Consider the following 16917-nt stretch of genomic DNA (forward strand, 5'->3'; position numbering starts at 1 on the left):
GCCGTGAGCGGTCCAGGGCAGCCGGACGCGGACGGTCCGGGCCGAGTGGCATCTTGGCCGCCGGCCCGGACCGTCTGCTTGCAGGTGGGGCGCGTTCGGTCAGGCCGGCCCGGCGCTTCCGAACCAGCGCTGCAGCGCGCGGGAGAGGGCGTCGGGGTCGCTGCCCGCCCAGGCGATGTAGCCGTCAGGCCTCACCAGCAGGGCAGTGGCGCCGCCGAAGGTCTCCGCCGACGCCGGCGCGCCGGTGACGGTGGTGACCCGGGCCTTCCAGCCGGCCGCGGTTGCCCGTAGTGCCGAGTTGTCGGCCAGGTCCAGCAGGACACCCTGCGCCGAGCGCAGCAGCTCGGGAGTGCGGACCGGGCCGCTCGCGGTGTCCAGCGTGCGCGGCGGCAGCCGGCGGCCGGCGAGTGGGTGGCCCTCCGCGTCGATGTCGTAACGGATGTCGATGTGGCTGACCGCACCTGCCAGTTGACGCTTGACGTCGTCGAGCGTCAGGAGTTCGGCGAACAGCTCGCGCAGCGCCTGGGACTCGTCACCGCCGAAGATGGCCTGCCCCTGGGCCCGGGTGTTCGACAGGAGCCGCGCGCCTACCGGGTGGCGCTCCGAGTGGTATGTGTCGAGCAGCCCTCCGGGCGCCCAGCCCCCGACGGTGGCGGCGAGCTTCCAGCCCAGGTTGACTGCGTCCTGGATACCTGCGCTCATCCCTTGACCGCCCACGGGCAGATGGATGTGCGCCGCGTCCCCGGCTAGCAGGACCCGGCCGCGTCGGTAATCGGCGGCCTGCCGGGTGGCGTCGGTGAAGGAGCTGACCCACTGCGCGGTGCCGCCCGAGATGTCCTCGCCGGTCACCCGCTTCCACGCCGCGGCGACATCCGCGAACTCGACGTTCTCGCCGGCGCCCAGGAGCGAGGTGTCGTACTCGGACAGGATGATGCGTTCCACGTCGCCGGGCAGTTGGAAGACCTGCACCAGACCGCCGGGCAGCCGCTCGCCGTGCGGGCGGGGCCGCACCCCGCAGCCGACCACGTCGGCGAGGTGCATGACCTGACTCCCTGACGTACCGGGGAAGTCGATCCCTGCAGCCTTGCGCACCGCGCTGCGGGCGCCGTCGGCGCCCACCAGGTACCGGCCCCGCAGCTCCTCCTGCCCGCCCCCGGCCGTGGCCACGGTGATCGAGACGCCGTCCTCGTCCTGCTCCAGGGACAGGAAAGTACGGCCGCGGCGCAGGTCGGCGCCGAGCGAGACCGCCCACTGTTCGAGGACGGCCTCGGTCTGGGACTGCGGGGTACCCCGTGCCCCGAAGTTCGCGTCCTCGAGCACGGTGTAGTCGAACGGGATACCACCGAAGTGCCCCATCGGGCTGGTCTCCAGACCGGGGAAGCGTTCGACGAGACCGCGCTGGTCGAACGACTCCAGAGCACGCGTGGTGAAACCGAGCGCGCGCGACTCACCACTGGGTCGCTCCAGTGCCTCGGCCACGATGACGCTCGCCCCGCCCAGGCGCAGTTCTCCGGCCAGCATCAGACCGGTAGGACCGCCTCCGACGACGATGACGTCCGCATCCAGTTTCTTGGCCATGTCAGTTCCTTCCTCATGTCTGTCACGTTCTCGGTGGGGCGTGAAGAGAGCGGGCAGCGCGATGCCCCGGGCACCGCTGTCGGTGGCCGGGGCATCGTGCTGCTGGTGCCGCAGGGTGCTCAGCCGTGCTGGCCGGGCGTGTAGTTGCCGCCCGGGATACCGGCGATGACGCCGAGCCGATTGCTGGCGTTGATCAGCGCGATGAGGCAGGTCAGCGCGGCCAGCTGCTCCTCGTCGTAGTGCTTGGACGCGTTCGTCCACACCTCGTCCGGCACACCTCCGGCGCCGTCGGCGATCCGGGTGCCCTGCTCGGCCAGTTCAAGGGCGGCACGCTCGGCCTCGGTGAACACAGTGGCCTCGCGCCACACCGCGACCAGGTTGACTCGCGTCGCGCTCTCGCCGGCGTGCGCCAGGTCCTTGCTGTGGATGTCCGTGCAGAAGCCACAGCCGTTGACCTGGCTGGCGCGCAGCAGCACCAGGTCGATCGTGGCCTTGGGCAGCAGGCCGCTGTTGATAACGGCCAAGCTCGCCGTGTTGATGCCCTTCATGGCCTTACCGGCGATCTCGCTGCCGAAAAGATTCACACGCGCAGTCATCATGAACTCCCTAATGTGTCTTGGTTACCGCTACACCCTTCCGACGACGTAGCCCCAGAAAGTGTGAGGTCGCCGGAAGTGATGTGCGTCACATACCCTTATGGGCGGCGGCCGGGCTCACAGCAATTCCCCGGTGACTTCGTGCAGCAGATTCCGCAGCAGCGGCGAGAGCCGGATGTACGGGCCGAGATTCAGGTGCTGCCCCGACGCAGACCACTTCAGGGCCGCGATCACGAACGGACGGTCGGAGTACGTGCACCGTGTGCTCCGTACGAACTTCTCGATCCGCGGGTCGAGAGGAACGGGAAGCGCCGACGGATCCCAGTCGCGGACCGGCGCGGGCGCGTAGCAGATCTTCTCGATCCGCGGGGACTCCCAGCCGAGCGTGACATAGGAGCGGAACGACCGCTGCGCGAACGCGAGCGAGGGCCCCTGCGGTTCCGGCAGGCCCAGTTCGCGGTTGAGCGACCGGATGTTGTGCGCTGAGCGGAAGGCCTCGGGCAGGTGGGCGAAGTACAGATTGACCGTTCTGCTCTGGTAGTTGACCCCCAGCATCGCCACGTTGCCCAGGTGGTGCCGCGCGAACAGGTCCGCGTTGTCGGTGATGGAGGGCGGTATGGAGGGGATGTCCGCGAGCTGCGACACGGTGAGAGGTGTGCCCGGGAAGTGCGCGTAGACCTTGCTGAAGCCGCTGACGATGCCGCCGTCGATGAAGTACTCACTGACGGGCACGCGGGCCCCCAGGTCCTCGAGCAGGTGCGCAACGGGGTGGTCCTGCTCCGTGACGAAGCCCTCGGACAGCGCGACGGCATACGGGTCGGGGCCGCCGGCCGGCACCGTGATGGTGTAGTCGAGGTCGGCCGGGGGGGTCGCGCCCGTCGCCACGCTCAGCACCATCCCGGCATCCGCGAGGCCCTGGCCGTACGCGGTCAGGATCGGCCAGATCTTCTCGCGTGCGCAGTCCACCCCCAGCAGCCGGGCCGACTCCTCGATGGTGGCGTACACGTCTTCGGCTGCGGTGGCTCCAGACATTTCTCTCCTCCAAGTGCCTAACGGTTCCTGGTTGCGGCAGGCTTCGGCGCGCAGGGGGCCGGATGAGGCATGACGCAGGACGCGGGGACGCAGCGCAGGCAGGGGCGGGCTGTGCGAAGGGAGTGAGACAGCTTCGAAGCCGGCCTTCACCGTGGCCGGCGAAAGGGCCGACCGCCAGGGGCTGCGGCGCTCAACTCAGCTGCCCTCAACTGTTTTTGGGCAGGGCTGGCGTGCTGGAAGAGTGACATGAGGGGCGTCGCCCCGCCAAGTCCACCGCGAAGTGAGGTGGGTCACGTGACGAGATCGTGCCGGACTCAACCATTCCTCGAGAGGCCTCCACGAACAATCGAGCCGTCGCACGTACAACGCAGAGGGAGAACACCATGGCACTGCGCGTTCCTAAGGCGGAGCTCTCCGACGAGCTCACGGAAGACCTGACCAAGGCTTACGGCGTCGTGCCGGAGCCCGTCGCGGTGGCGTGGCACAACCCCAAGGTGGCCGAGTCCACCCTGGCGCTCGGCGGCAGTGCGAACGAGTGGGACGCGGTCGACGAGAGCCTCAAGACGTTCGCGCACATGGCCGTCGCGGCCCAGGTCGGCTGCAACTGGTGCCTGGACATCAACTACTTCCAGGCGCTGAACCAGAGCCTCGACCCGGCCAAGGCGAGCCAGGTGCCCAACTGGCGGGCGGTGGACGTGTTCACGCCGCTGGAGCGGGACGTCCTCGAGTACGCCGAGGCGATGACGAGCACCCCTCCGACCGTCACGGACGAGCTGTCCGCGCGGCTGCTCGACGCGCTCGGCGAGGCCGGCCTGGTCGAGCTCACCGCATTCATCGCCTTCGCCAACCTGGCCACCCGGAACAACAACGCGCTCGGGATCCAGTCCCAGGGCTTCTCCGAGACCTGCGAGGTTCCGCTGGCCGCGCGCCCCGAGAACGCCGGATGACGCGCAGACCCGCACCACGGACGCGGGGGGATCCGGTGGTGCGGGCCTGCCGGGCCGGACCGGGTCAGGGAGCCGGGATCTTCAGGAGCTCTCCGTTGTCGGACAGCGTGTTGTTGGTGACGTACAGCTCACCGCTCGACGCGATGTCCAGGCCTGTGGGCAGGTTCAGCGTGGTGCCGGCATCGATCGGCGTGAGGGCGCCGGTGGACTTGTCGATCCGGGTCAGGGCACCGGTGTTGGGCTGGCTCACCGAGTCGCCGGTCGCGTACGAGAGTGCGACCAGGTTGCCGTCAGGCTGGACGGCGAGGTCGATGACGCCCGTCATGCCCGTGGTGAAGACGGTCGGATCGCTGCCCGGCTCCCAGCGCCAGACGCGGCTGAGCCCCTTGCCGATGCCGCTCATGTCGGAGATGTAGTACGCGCCGCCCGAGCCCTTCACGATGCTGGTCGGGACCGCCTCGGAGCTCCCGTTCTTCGGGAAGACGAACTCTGTCTTCACGGTGCCGTTCGAGGCTACCCGCAGCAGGGTGTTCGCGGCAGCGTCGACGACCAGGTGGTCGCTGCCGACCGTGACCGCCCGCTGCGGGTTGGACAGGACTTCGCCGCCGTCGGGGTTGTTGCTGCTCTCGTGCACGGTCAGGTCGCCGAGGACCTTGCCCTTGGCGATGGCCAGCGTGCCGAGCGGCTCGGCACCCGCTCCGAGTTCCTTGCGGTTGGCGGCGGTGCCGCTCAGGCTGTAGGTCACCCGGTAGCGGCCACCGCCGGCGGACTGGACGTCGTTCGCCCCGGCGATCACGCTGCTGCCGTCGGCACGGACGATCCTCTTGGAGGGCAGGCCGGTGACGACGCGGCCCTTGTCCGAGCCCTTGATCCGGTAGACGGAGCCGGTGAAGCCCAGGCACTGGGAGCCAGGCTCCGTGCAGGCGTCGGCCGGACCGCTGCCGGACTCCGCGATCAGGATGGAGCCGTCGGACTGGATCGCGACGTCACGCGGGTTCTTCAGACCGGACGCGACGGCTTCGACCTTCACCGCGTCCTGGGGCGCAGCCTGGCTCAGGGTCGGTATCACCGTGAGGCCGCCCGCGACTGCCGCTGCCAGAAAGGCCCCCGCCCAAGACTTGCTTATTTTCGACATGTCTCTCCTCAACTTGGCTCGCCCCCGCAGTCAGGAGCGAATCAAACCGGCATCACCGTAGACACAGGAATTGGCCGGAATGGAGTGTGCAACATCGGAAATTCCGCGGTTGTTCACCGGTTCCTCGGGAATCCGGGAAACTCCGGCCCGAGGGGGTCTGCGGACGAAACCCGTGCCCCATGCATTCAACGAAAGTCGGGGACAGGAACCGGAGTTGGGCGCCATTCCGGGAGGTACCCTCTCGCATCTCGCCCAGTTGAGTACGGCGCTGCCGTTGCGCTGTGAGGTGTCATGTCAGCCGAGCCCCGCCAGCCGCAGCAGCAGCGACTTCACTTCGGTGGCGGCCACTGTGCCCGCGACCCCACCGGGCCGCGAACAGAGCAGCACCGGCCCGTCCTCCGGGCGCGCGGGCAGCCTGCCGTGACTGCCGCGCACCGGCGCGGGGTCGAGAGGGACGACGGCCATCCGGTAGCGCATGCCGAGCTTCTTGCGGGCCAGCGCGCCGACCGCCCTGGCCTTCACGTACGGATCGAGCGGGTCCATGAACAGTTCGGCCGGGTCATAGCCGGGCTTGCGGTGGATCTCGACGAGCTGCGCGAAGTCGGGGGCGCTGGCGTCGTCGAGCCAGTAGTAGTACGTGAACCAGGCGTCCTGTTCGGCGACGGCGACGAGCTCACCGGAGCGCGGGTGGTCAAGCCCGTGCTGCTTCTTGCCCTCGTCGCCGAGCAGTTCACCCACTCCGGCGAGGTCGTCGAGAACCTCCCGCACCCCGGCCAGGTCCCCCGGCCTTCGCACATACACGTGTGCCAGCTGGTGGTCGGCGACCGCGAACGCACGCGAGGCCATGGTGTCCAGGTACTCCATGCCGTCCTGAGTGTGCACCTCCAGGTAACCGGCGTGCCGCAGCGCCCGGTTGATGTCGACGGGCCGGCTGACCTCGCTGATGCCGTACTCGGAGAGGACGACCACGGTGCGGCCCTCCGCCTCGGCCTCGTCGAGCAGCGGGGCGAGCGCCGTGTCCAGGTCGGCGGCAGCCCGTATCGAACGCGGGTCGCCGGGGCCGAAGCGCTGGAGGTCGTAGTCGAGATGCGGCACGTAACACAGCGTCAGGTCAGGATGCCGGGTCCGGTTGAGATGCCGGGTCGCGTCGATGATCCACTGGCTGGACACCAGGTCGGCGGTGGGCCCCCAGAAGCGGAACAGAGGGAACGTGCCCAGTTCGGCCTGGAGTTCGTCGTGCAGGCCGGGAGGCCGGGTGTAGCAGTCGGGTTCCTTGCGCCCGTCGGCGTAGTAGACCGGGCGCGGGGTGACCGTGAAGTCGGTGTCCGCGCCCATCGCGTACCACCAGCAGACGTTGGCGACCGTGTAGCCGGGATACGCGCGTCGCGCAGCGTCCCAGAGCTTGTCCCCGGCTACCAGCCGGTTGTGCTGGCGCCACAGCAGGACCTCGCCGAGTTCGCGGAAGTACCAGCCGTTGCCCACGATGCCGTGCTCGGCGGGGAGCGTGCCGGTCAGGAATGTCGACTGGGCGGCGCAGGTGACGGCGGGAAGGACGGTGCCGAGTCCGGCGCGCGAACCGCTGGCGCCGAGCGCCTTCAGGCGCGGCATGTGCTCCAGGAGTGCGGGGGTCAGGCCCACTACATCCAGGACGAGCAGGGGTGTGGGGCGGGTCGTCGTCACAGCTGCTCCTTGAGTCCGAGTCCGGTCAACAGATCGCGTACCAGGGAGAGTTCGGCGGCGATCCCGTCCGCGAGCTGTGCGTCGGTGGTCGGCCTCGCCGCGGCTGGCAGCGCCTGCCAGGTGTACGTCTCGACCTCGAAGTGCCGGCTGCGCGCTGTGGTGCCGCCGACCAATTGAGCGAGTGTCTCGCCCAGCACGTCGAGGGTGGAGGCCAGTGGCGGCGCGGGCGGAGCGTGCAGCGGTACGTGGAAGTGGGCGCGCCAGGGCGCGTTGTCCGGCAGCGCGCCCGGGGCCAGGGCCTGCCCGAGGTCGTCGGTGCCGTGCAGCATCCCGTCCGTCCTGGTCCGGGTCTGGTGCAGGAACCTCGGCTCGTCGAAGGCGGCGAGCGCCGAACGGACCGCCGGGTCCCGGGGATCGCCGGCGTGCAGCGCCGCGGAGAGCTGCACCTTGACCACCTCGACGCCTGCCCGCTCCAGGTCGGCCAGGGCCGCCGAGGGCTCCTCGAAACTCGTCGCGAGGTGGCAGGTGTCCAGGCACAAGCCGATGCGGTGGCCGGGCAGTGCGCCGAGCGGAGCGAGCGCGTCCGTGGTGGTCTCGATGACGCAGCCCGGCTCCGGCTCCACAGCGACTCTGATCGAGCGGCCGGTCTCCCACTCCAGCAGGTCCAGGCGGCGGGTCAGCTCGGTCAGGGCCGTGTGCGCCGCCGCGGCCGCGGCCTCGTCGAAGCCGGTGCGCCAGGCCAGCGGCAGGGTGGAGACGGTGCCTTCGGTGACGTCCGGTGGCAGCAGCTGGGCGAGCAGCCGTGCCAGATCACTCGTGTACTCCAGGCGCTGCGGCTCGGTCCAGTCGGGGCGGTAGACCCGGTACTTGACCTGCTGGGCGCCGAAGCCCTGGTAGGGGAAGCCGTTGAGGGTGACGACCTCGAGGCCGAGCCGGTCCAGTTCGGTGCGGAGCCGACGCAGCGCTGCTGGGTCGGCGCCCAGGTCGCGGACCGCATCGCGTGCCAGCCAGAGCCCGATGCCCAGGCGCTCGGTGCCCAGACGGCGACGGACCGGCTCGCAGTAGCCGGCGAGCTGCGCGAGAACGCCGTCGAGGGTCTCGGCCGGGTGGACGTTGGTGCAGTACGCGAGGTGCACGGTCGAGCCGTCGGGGTGCGAGAAGCGCACGGCTCACTCGCCCCCGCGCAGGATGGAGTTGCCCTCGTGCAGCGCCTCGGGCATCGCGGGGTCCAGGGCGAGCCGGCCGCTCAGTCCGAAGAACGCGACGGGGTTGCGCCACAGCACCCGGTCCACGTCGTCCTCGCTGAAGCCCGCGGCGAGCATCGCCTCGCCGACCTTGCGGGTCGTGAGCGGGTCGCTGTTTCCCCAGTCGGCCGCCGAGTTGACCAGGACACGCTCGGGCCCGTACTCGCGCAGGACGGCCACCATGCGGTGCTCGTCCATCTTGGTATCGGGGTAGACGGAGAAGCCGAGCCAGCACCCCGACTCCCTGGCCTCCTTGACGGTGGTCTCGTTGAGATGGTCGACCAGGACTCGGTCGACCGGCAACCGCGACTCCGCCACCACGTCGAGAGTGCGGCGCAGGCCCGCGAGCTTGTCGCGGTGCGGGGTGTGCACCAGGGCGGGCAGGCTGTGCCCGGCGGCGAGGTCCAGCTGCGCGGCCAGGGCCGTGTCCTCGGCCGGTGTCATCGAGTCGTAGCCGATCTCGCCGACCGCGACCACGCCGTCCTTGACCAGATAGCGCGGCAGTTCCTCGAGCACGGGGGTGCAGCGGGGGTCGTTCGCCTCCTTGGGGTTGAGGGCCAGGGTGCAGTGGTGTGCGATGCCGTACTGCGCGGCCCTGAACGGCTCCCAGCCCAGCAGGGAGTCGAAGTAGTCGAGGAAGCTCTCCGGAGCGGTGCGCGGCTGCCCCAGCCAGAAGGCGGGTTCGACCAGCGCGCGCACCCCGGCCGCATGCATCGCCTGGTAGTCGTCGGTGGTGCGCGAGGTCATGTGGATGTGGGGGTCGAAGATGCGCATCAGGCTCCCTTGGCCGTCAGGGCGAGTACGTGGGTCAGGCCGTCGGGGACGGGCCGCCCGGCGGCGGTGCGCTCGGCGGCGAAGTCCCGCAGCATGCGGCCGAGTTCTGCGTCCCCCAGGGCCCGGTCCGCGAGGCCGGCGACGGCCGCCGGGGGCACCCCGGTGAACAGGCACTTCAGGACGGCGTGGCGCCAGGCGTGGGCATCCAGCACCGCGGCGTACGGGCCGACGGCCGCCGCGATCAGGCGCACGTCATTGCTGCGCAGCGCGTCCTCGATCAGCGGCACACCCTCGGCAGGGGTGAGCGGGAGGTACGGCAGGGCAGCCACCACGGCGCGGCGTTCGTCGCCGGTGCCCCGCGCGTAGAGCCGGGCCACGTCGGCCGGGTTCGGGCGGGCCGTGTGCAGCAGGAGCACCCGGACCGCCTGCGCCGCCTGAGGATCGCCGCACTCCCGGCCCGCCGCCGCGAACCGCAGCTCCCACCGCGGTATGTCCCGGCCCGAAGGGCCGTTCGGGCCTTGGCGCGCGGCGTCGTCGGCGTCGGCGAGTGCCGAGTCCAGCCAGGCGTTGGCCTTGGTGCTGAGGCAGGTGCGCAGTTCCTCGTGGGTGGTCAGCATGGGGTTTCCTCATGGGTTTGGTGCCGGGGGTGTTGCCCGTCGGGAGGTGCCGAGTCCAGACAGGCGACGGCCTTGGCACCGAGACGGGCCCGCAGTTCCTCACGGGCCGTCAGCATGAGGGCTGCCTCACCGGTACGGTGCCGGGCAGACGGAGCCGCCGTGCCGAGGTACGCGGACCGGGGGCACCGCCCGTGGGAGAGGCAGGGGTGGCCGGGGACCGATCCGCTTCGAGTGCGGTGTGCCGGGTGCGCAGGAACTCCAGCGAGGACCGGGCCAGTTCCGGTCCCGCGTGTGCGTGGCGCGGCAGCTCGACCACGGTCAGCCCTTGGTACCCGGTGGCGTCGAGCGCGGCGAGCACGGGCGGGAAGTCGATCTCGCCCTCCCCGAAGGGAAGGTGCTCGTGCACACCGCGCCGCATGTCCTCGATCTGCACATGCCGCAACCAGGGTGCCGCGGCGGTGACGCAGCCGGCCGGCGGCAGCGGCTCCAGGCACTGGCAGTGCCCGATGTCGAGAGTCAGCCCGAGCAGCGGATGGTCGCCGAGCCGGTCGCGCAGCCGGTGGAAGTCGGCGAGCGAGGCGAGCAGATGACCGGGCTCGGGCTCTACGGCGAGGGGGACGCCGGCCGTCTCCGCCGCATCGAGGACCGGTCCGAGCGCGTCGGCGAGCAGCTCCCAGGCGGCGCTCTCATCGACACCCACGGGCCGGACGCCGCTGAAGCAGTGCACCGCGTGAGCGCCGAGTTCCGCGGCCACCCGCACCGCGGTGACCAGGAGCCCGGCCCGCGCCGCCCGTGCCTCGGGATCCGGATCGAGCAGGGTCGGACCGTGCTTCTGGCGGGGGTCGAGAACGTAGCGGCCGCCGGTCTCGACGGTGACGCCGAGGCCGAGCGAGTCAAGACGGTCCGAGACCCGGGCGACCCGGGCGGGAAGGCCCGGGCCGAGCGGGTCGAGGTGCATGTGGTCGAGGGTCAGGCCGACTCCGTCGTAGCCGAGGTCGGCCAGCAGGCCGAGGGCGTCGTCGAGGCGTAGATCGGTCAGGCCGTTGGTGCCGTAGCCGAAGGTAAGGCTCATGTGGGGCTCACCTTCCGGGCCAGCCGTCGGGCTACGGGCACGAGGCCGGTGAGCAGCACCGCGGGGGCGAGGGGACCCGAGCGCGCCGCGAGGGCCGCCTGGAGCGGGATCATGGCGCGGATGCCGCTGCCGACTGCCCGCTGGGTCAGCGGCGGAGACGGGTTGAGTGCGGCGTGCAGGAACGGCCGCGCGGCCGTCGTCACGTAGGCGCCGGCCAGTGCGGTGCGGGCCAGCGCCCGGGGCGAGCGGATCCCGTGCCGAAACGGCCCGGCACCGGCCAGAGCGCCGATCGCGGCTGTCGCCCCGAGTGCGGCGAGCGGCCTGCCCGGCGCACCGCCCCGGGTCTCGGTGCGGGAGACGGCGGTGACGGCGTAGGTGTGCGCCCCGAGCACGGCGGCAGGTAGCAGAGCGCGGCGCACCGCCGTACCCGAACCACTTGGGTATGCAGGCGAGTCGGCGGTCGCCACGGCGCCGAGGAGCAGGTCGAGGCCGCGGGCTGCTGCCATCGCGGCCGGGCCCGCGGCGGTGTGCTTGAGCCGCAGGTCGTACGCCCACACGGTGCCGGCCAGAGCGGTGGCGGCGACGGCGGCGGGCCGACCCGCGGCGAGAGCGAGGCCGAACCCGGCCGCGGTCAGTGCGGCCGCCGCCGTCAGCGCCTGCCCGGGGGCGATACGGCCCGAGGGAAGGGGCCGGTGCGGACGCTCGGCGGCGTCCTCCGCACGGTCAGCCCAGTCGTTGAGGGCCATGCCTGCCTCGTACAGGCACAGGGACGCACCGGCGGCGAGGGCGGTACGGGCGCCCGGCCGGCCGACGGACGCGGCCCCGGCGAGCGAATCGCCGGGGACGCTGAACAGGGCCGTTACCCGCAGGAGTTCGGCCCAGTCGCGGAGGCTGCTCACCGGGCCTCCCGCAGGCGCGCGGCGAAGCCGATCAGGCTGTCGTACTGCTCGGCGAGTGCCGCGGACCCGCCGTCCGGATCCTTGAAGTAGAAGCCGAGCTCCGGCAAACTCCCGGAGATCCTGGCCTCCTGGGCGCGGGCGGTGAGCCGGGCCAGGTCGAGCACGAGCGGAGCCGCCAGGGCTGAGTCGCACCCCTGCCAGATGGTCTGCAGGACCATCCGGGAGCCGAGGAAGCCCTCGAAGGCGACGTGGTCCCAGGCGGTCTTCCACTCGCCGAGCGCGGGTACGTCGTCGATGTGCACCTCGCCCTGGGGCAGTGTGCCGAGGTTGTCCTCAAGGACCTGCTTCTTGCCCGCGTTCTTCGCCCTGGCGGCCGCGGAGTCGGCGAGTGCCGCCCCGTCGCCCCCGCCGAGCAGATTGGTGCCGGACCAGGCCCGGACGTCCAGGGCGCGCTGGTGGAACATGGGCGCGAGCACCGCCCGCAGCAGGGTCTGCCCGGTCTTGCCGTCCCGGCCCGCGTACGGCACTCCGGCTGCCCGGGCCGCCTCGACAAGGAACGGGTGGCGTATCCCGGTCGACGGGGTGAAGTTGACATAGGCGCAGCCCGCGCGCAGGGCGGCCGCGGCGTACAGCGAGCTGGTGGGCAGCCGGGGGTCCTCCGGGGCGGGCGCGGGCTCGGTCGAGGCGACGTTGACGACGACGGTCCGGGCGACCCCGGTGCGGCGGGTGAAGTCCTCGATGTCGGAGGCGAAGGCTGCCGTCAGCTCCTCGTCGGTGCGCATGTCCCCGGCCGAAGGTCCGCCGACGGCTATCTCGCGGTCGGCGGTGGCCAGTTCCCGGTGCACGGCGCGGGCGAGGCCGTGTGGCAGCACGCCCTGCTCGGTGAGGGCCTCGGCGCGTTTGGGCAGCGGCCAGTCGACGGTGTCGTGGCCGCCGAAGACGAGGGAGGACAGGGCGGGCAGAGCGGCGGACGCGAACGGTTCGGTCTCGGTCACCATGCCTGTCGGCGGGCACAGCCCGGCGGCGAGCGCGGCGCAACCGGCGACCGCGGTCGTGGCGACGGAGCCGCGCGCTCCGATGAACCACACACCCGTGCCGCCCTCGGGGACGGCAGGGGTACCGGTCGTCTCTGCGTGCTCGGACACGAAAAGGCCTCCTGAAGTTCTTCGGTCGGACAAGCGAGGGGTGCGAAGACACGGCGGTGGCCCGGTTCGGGGCCGCTGCCGTCCCGCGACCGCGGATGACGGTCCAGGCGCGCTATTCGGACTGTTCCTGGAGCTGTGCAGCCAGCTCGCTCCAGGTCGCCGCGCAGCTGCGGGCGAGGTCGGCGACTTTGGGGGCCCAATGGCGCGGCAGCCCGCGCCCGAGGTTCTCGATGCTGTCCCCGTCGACGGAGTAGTGGTGCAGCCAGCGCAGGGCGGTCCGCCCGGCTTCGGAGTGCCGCAGCGAGGGGTCCTCGCTGAGCTTGGCGAGCAGCTCCTGGCGGTCCACCGCGACCGCGCCGCGCCCCACGCCGGGGGGAGCCGACGGACGCTGCCGGGTCGGCGCGGCAGCGGCAGGGGCGGACTCGGCCGGCTTCTCGTCCTGGGTGGTGCGGTAGCGGCCCGGTACGGGGTCCGCACCTCGGCTGATGCGCTGGCGTACGTCCCGCACGGTGGCGGGGGAGAGGCCGGTGGCACGGGCCACCTCGCGCAGACCGGCCTCGGGATGTTCGAGGAAGATCGCGGCCGCGTGGCGGCGGCGTTCCGCGCTGTCGACGGGGCGTACCCGGCCGTCCCGGCCGATCCGCGTGCTGGACTGCGCGGAGCCCCCGGCCGGAGTCTGTGCGCGGATGCGGGAGACGGTCTTGTCGGAGATCCCGGTGGCGGCGGCGATCGCGCAGTCCGACCACTGCGGGTGGGTCAGGATGATGCGCGTCGCCGCGGCAGCCCGGTCGGCGCGCGAAAGCGGCAGGCCGTGGGTGACGTTGGCCTTGACCGATAAGACGAAGGCGTCGGCCGGATCGCAGTCGAGGAGTCGCGCGGCGATCTCCGTCCGTCCGTTGAGCAGGGCTGCGCGAACCCGGTGCGCCCCGTCGATGACGCGCAAGGTGGGCCGGTGCACGGTGATGGGAGGCAGACAGTCCCCGGCCTCAGCGAGCATCCGTACGTGGTCCGGATCCTCGGCGTCCAGGCGTGGGGAGTCCGACAGGACGAGCGAGTCGATTCGTACGTCGGTCAGTGGCTGCGCTTCGATGGGGATGGTCGACGGATCCATCTCTGCGATGTCGATGTGTGGGTACGTCAGCTCTTCGGCCAGAGACAACTCGCCCCTCCTGACAGCAATCTCTATTGGCGCGCGCGTGGAAGGTCTTCCGGATACGTCCATGGGTGGCGTCGGCCACCGCGAGCCCTCATGACCCTCCCGTCGCGGCAGGACGGAGGCTGGAATTCGCTGTGTGGTGGCTGGAAACTTGTGCTCCGTTGCCGGAGTCTGACCTGCCGTAGAGCCAAGAGAGTACCGTTCAGACGGTTTTTTTGTAAACCCCATCCGCGCGCCGCAGTGCCGGGCATGATGCGGCGCGCTGCCCTTTCGAGCCAGGGTGCAGAAACTCTCAAGTGCGGCCCAAGCAGTCGACGTTCGCAGCTCAAGGGCATGAAAAGCTGGCAGGTATGCCTCTCGACGTGATCGGGTCTTGGAGTCGCAGAGAGGGCTTATCAGGGCTTAAGAAACCGCCTATGCTGTTTTTGGTGCGGGCGTAACGCGGGCGGTCCCTTCCGTGTCGACTCCATGGCCCGGAGCCTTTACTTCCGGCCCCTGCGCCGGGATGGTCAACAGCCCCTCGCGCGAGCCACCCGGCCAGGTGGAGAGCGCCCTCCGGGGTGGGCGCTCGCCGAGCAGATTGAGCCGCACTGCAACTCCTGGTCCGCCTGGTCCACCTCAACTCTGGATTTGAAACCGTCGAGTTGGTTTCATATGCCAGGAGAGCCCCTCTTCAGCGGGAGAGTCAACAGTGAGCCAACAGGAACGGGCCGCCCGGACCCAGAGCGCACTCATCCGCTCGGCAGCCGAGCAGTTCGAGCGGCACGGCTACGAGAAGGCCAGCCTGAACGACATCAGTTCAGGCGCCGGGGTCAGTCGTGGTGCCCTGCACTTCCACTTCGACACGAAAGCCGATGTGGCCGATGCCGTGGAGAACGCCGCCGCCCGCGCCCTGCGCGACGTGGTGGACAGCCTGCCGTCGGGGGACACGTGCGCTTTACAGAATCTGACGGACCTCTCGCACAGCCTGGTCAAGCTGCTGCTGTGGGACGTGGTGGTGCGTGCCGGATTCCTGTTGAGCTGTGATGCGGGGCAGCGTGGCCGAGCCGACCTCTGCCGGAACTGGCAGACCTACGTGCACGGGCTCGTGGCCCGGGCGGTGGACGAGAAATCCCTCGCGCCGGGGGTGGCGCCGGAGGGAGTCGTGAACGCCGTGGTGACCACGACGGTCGGCCTCGTGGTGCTGAGCCGGTCCGAGATGCGGTGGCTGACCGACCGGCCGCTCACCAGCTTCTGGAGGGTGCTGCTTCCCGCGGTGGCCGACCCCCGGATCGCAGCCGGGCTCAATCCGGGCGGCACAGGGGCACCGTACGAACTCCCGTGGAGCACGCCGGACTCCGCACGCGCCACGGCCATGGACTCCGCTGACGGGTCGGGCAATTCGGCCTCCGGCTACCGGACATGAAGGCTACGCTGCACGACGCGACAGTGCCGTAGGCGGCATCTGAAGCCGGACCGAGCCGCCGGAATAGGAGATTGCGCAGCATGACGCAGCCACAGGGTTCGCTCGAGGGGAAGGTCGCCCTGATCACCGGCGCGAGCAGCGGCATCGGTGCCGCCGCGGCCCGCGTGTTCGCACGCGAAGGGGCGCGGGTGGTCTTGGTCGCCCGGCGCGAGGCCCGCCTCAAGGAGCTCTCGGCCGAACTGCGTGCGGGCGGCGCGCAGGCCTCGTACAGCGCGGGCGACGTCCAGGACTCCGGCGACGTGGAACAGGCCGTCGCCCACGCGGTGGAGACGTACGGGCGCCTCGACGTTGCCTTCAACAACGCAGGCGCCGGGGGGGAGTTGGGTCCGCTGCACCTCCTCGAGGACGCGACGTACGACCTGGTCATGGACACCAATGTGCGCGGGGTGTGGAACTGCCTGCGCCACCAGATCCGAGCGATGACCCACGGCGGCTCGATCGTGAACACGAGCAGCGTGGCCGGTCTGGTGGCGAGTTCCGTGCCCGCGCCCTACATCGCGGCCAAGCACGCCGTGATCGGCCTGACCAAGGCGGCCGCGGTCGAGTGCGCGGCTGACGGCATCCGCGTGAACGCGATAGCCCCGGGACTGACGCGGTCGGAAATGGTCGAGGACTGGTTGGCCCGGGTTCCCGGGCAGGAGGCCCGGAGCAAGGCGTCCGCGCCGCAGAACCGCATGGCAGCACCGGAGGAGGTCGCCGAGGCGGCCGCATGGTTGTGCAGCGACCGCAGCTCGTTCGTCACCGGAGCCACCCTGCCCGTGGACGGCGGGCGCACCGCCTGGTGAGGGCCGGTCACGGCCCGCCCCGGGACCGGCCGCGGGCTCAGCCGGCCGTGGCGACGGGTGCGGGCTGCTGTGTGTCCTGCGGCTGGATCTGCGCGTACAGGCGTGCGCCGCGGTCGGGGGAGAGGTCAAGGCGGGTGAGCACGGCGGGCGTGGCGATCGCGGGCATGATGTGCTCGTACAGCCCGGAGACCCGGACCTCGATGTCCCGCAGGCCGACCTCGAGCTGAGAGAAGAGCTGCACGCCGTGGAACGCGCTGGCCAGCAGCTCGCCGGTCTGCTGCGGCACGACGTGGCCGTGGATCTCGCCGCGTTCCTTGGCCTCGGCGAGCGTCTGCACCGAGCGCTCAATCAGTTTGGGCCAGGCGCTGCCGTAGTGTTCCCTGCCGAGAGGGTCGGACGAGAGCACGGCGCCGGCATGCACCACCGGGTCCCGCGGCAGCTGGTACGCGAGCATCATGCCCTGGTCCACCCACTCCTGGACCTTGAGGTCCTGGGGCGGGAGGAGCTGCTCGACCTGCGCTTCGATGATCCCTCGTGCCAGGGCTTCCTTGGAGTCGAAGTGGAAGTACAGGGCGCCCTTGGTCATGCCGGCGACCTTGAGGATGTCCGACACGGTTGCTGCTGAGTAGCCGTACTCCCCGAACACCTTCGCTGCGGCCTCCAGCACGGCGCGGCGGGTCCGGATTGCACGTTCTTGTCGCGCCACGAGACCATCCTTGCGTCAGTGCTGTGTTCCAGGGCCCGTCCAGTAAATGGCGAACGGGAAATATCAAACCGCCTTGAGGGTATCTT

The 16917-nt window shown here is 70.8% G+C and carries 16 protein-coding genes; 3 read left to right on the forward strand and 13 right to left on the reverse strand.

Annotated features, from left to right (window positions below; genetic code table 11):
• Positions 1-99: 99 nt before the first annotated feature.
• From QIS99_RS27230 to QIS99_RS27240, 3 genes are all read right to left on the reverse strand, one after another.
• Entirely contained in the window at positions 100-1578 is a 1479-nt protein-coding gene (locus tag QIS99_RS27230; protein WP_282516329.1) for an FAD-dependent monooxygenase, read from the reverse strand.
• Between the two features lie 119 nt (positions 1579-1697).
• Positions 1698-2174: a carboxymuconolactone decarboxylase family protein gene (locus QIS99_RS27235; RefSeq protein ID WP_282516330.1), complete on the reverse strand. Its 477-nt coding sequence runs from the start codon at positions 2172-2174 to the stop codon at positions 1698-1700.
• A 117-nt stretch (positions 2175-2291) separates the two neighbouring features.
• A complete protein-coding gene (locus QIS99_RS27240) occupies positions 2292-3206 on the reverse strand; it encodes an aromatic prenyltransferase (protein WP_282516331.1) in 915 nt (304 codons plus the stop codon).
• A gap of 383 nt (positions 3207-3589) precedes the next feature.
• Here QIS99_RS27240 and QIS99_RS27245 point away from each other — a divergent pair, with 383 nt between their 5' ends.
• On the forward strand, positions 3590-4153 hold the full coding sequence (locus tag QIS99_RS27245) for a carboxymuconolactone decarboxylase family protein (protein ID WP_282516332.1): 564 nt from the start codon (positions 3590-3592) through the stop codon (positions 4151-4153).
• A gap of 64 nt (positions 4154-4217) precedes the next feature.
• On the opposite strand, the gene QIS99_RS27250 is transcribed toward QIS99_RS27245, so the two are convergent.
• From QIS99_RS27250 to QIS99_RS27290, 9 genes are all read right to left on the reverse strand, one after another.
• Positions 4218-5288: a ScyD/ScyE family protein gene (locus tag QIS99_RS27250; RefSeq protein WP_282516333.1), complete on the reverse strand. Its 1071-nt coding sequence runs from the start codon at positions 5286-5288 to the stop codon at positions 4218-4220.
• A gap of 294 nt (positions 5289-5582) precedes the next feature.
• A complete protein-coding gene (locus tag QIS99_RS27255; protein ID WP_282516334.1) occupies positions 5583-6968 on the reverse strand; it encodes a nucleotide pyrophosphatase/phosphodiesterase family protein in 1386 nt (461 codons plus the stop codon).
• Positions 6965-8134 (reverse strand): metabolite traffic protein EboE, encoded by a 1170-nt coding sequence (gene eboE / locus QIS99_RS27260; protein WP_282516335.1) that lies wholly within the window; start codon positions 8132-8134, stop codon positions 6965-6967. Before eboE ends, QIS99_RS27255 begins: the two co-directional genes overlap by 4 nt.
• 3 nt (positions 8135-8137) lie before the next feature.
• Positions 8138-8986, reverse strand: a complete 849-nt coding sequence (locus QIS99_RS27265; protein ID WP_282516336.1) for a TatD family hydrolase — start codon at positions 8984-8986, stop codon at positions 8138-8140.
• On the reverse strand, positions 8986-9603 hold the full coding sequence (locus QIS99_RS27270) for an EboA domain-containing protein (RefSeq protein ID WP_282516337.1): 618 nt from the start codon (positions 9601-9603) through the stop codon (positions 8986-8988). Before QIS99_RS27270 ends, QIS99_RS27265 begins: the two co-directional genes overlap by 1 nt.
• Positions 9604-9712: 109 nt before the next feature.
• A complete protein-coding gene (locus QIS99_RS27275) occupies positions 9713-10675 on the reverse strand; it encodes a sugar phosphate isomerase/epimerase family protein (RefSeq protein WP_282516338.1) in 963 nt (320 codons plus the stop codon).
• Entirely contained in the window at positions 10672-11574 is a 903-nt protein-coding gene (locus QIS99_RS27280; RefSeq protein WP_282516339.1) for an SCO3242 family prenyltransferase, read from the reverse strand. The genes QIS99_RS27275 and QIS99_RS27280 overlap by 4 nt, the downstream gene beginning before the upstream one ends.
• Complete coding sequence (locus tag QIS99_RS27285) at positions 11571-12719, reverse strand: inositol-3-phosphate synthase (protein ID WP_282516340.1); 1149 nt, start codon at positions 12717-12719, stop codon at positions 11571-11573. The genes QIS99_RS27280 and QIS99_RS27285 overlap by 4 nt, the downstream gene beginning before the upstream one ends.
• Before the next feature lie 112 nt (positions 12720-12831).
• Entirely contained in the window at positions 12832-13878 is a 1047-nt protein-coding gene (locus QIS99_RS27290; RefSeq protein ID WP_282516341.1) for a ParB/RepB/Spo0J family partition protein, read from the reverse strand.
• Between the two features lie 688 nt (positions 13879-14566).
• Between QIS99_RS27290 and QIS99_RS27295 the strand changes: the two genes are divergently transcribed.
• On the forward strand, positions 14567-15280 hold the full coding sequence (locus QIS99_RS27295; RefSeq protein ID WP_282516342.1) for a ScbR family autoregulator-binding transcription factor: 714 nt from the start codon (positions 14567-14569) through the stop codon (positions 15278-15280).
• A gap of 80 nt (positions 15281-15360) precedes the next feature.
• Positions 15361-16125 carry an SDR family NAD(P)-dependent oxidoreductase gene (locus QIS99_RS27300; protein ID WP_282516343.1) on the forward strand — a complete coding sequence of 255 codons (765 nt, stop codon included), beginning with the start codon at positions 15361-15363 and terminating at the stop codon, positions 16123-16125.
• A gap of 37 nt (positions 16126-16162) precedes the next feature.
• Here QIS99_RS27300 and QIS99_RS27305 read toward each other — a convergent pair whose 3' ends face one another.
• On the reverse strand, positions 16163-16831 hold the full coding sequence (locus QIS99_RS27305) for a ScbR family autoregulator-binding transcription factor (RefSeq protein ID WP_282516344.1): 669 nt from the start codon (positions 16829-16831) through the stop codon (positions 16163-16165).
• Positions 16832-16917: the final 86 nt, after the last annotated feature.

The organism is Streptomyces solicavernae (genome assembly GCF_029968095.1).
Classification (GTDB): domain Bacteria; phylum Actinomycetota; class Actinomycetes; order Streptomycetales; family Streptomycetaceae; genus Streptomyces; species Streptomyces solicavernae.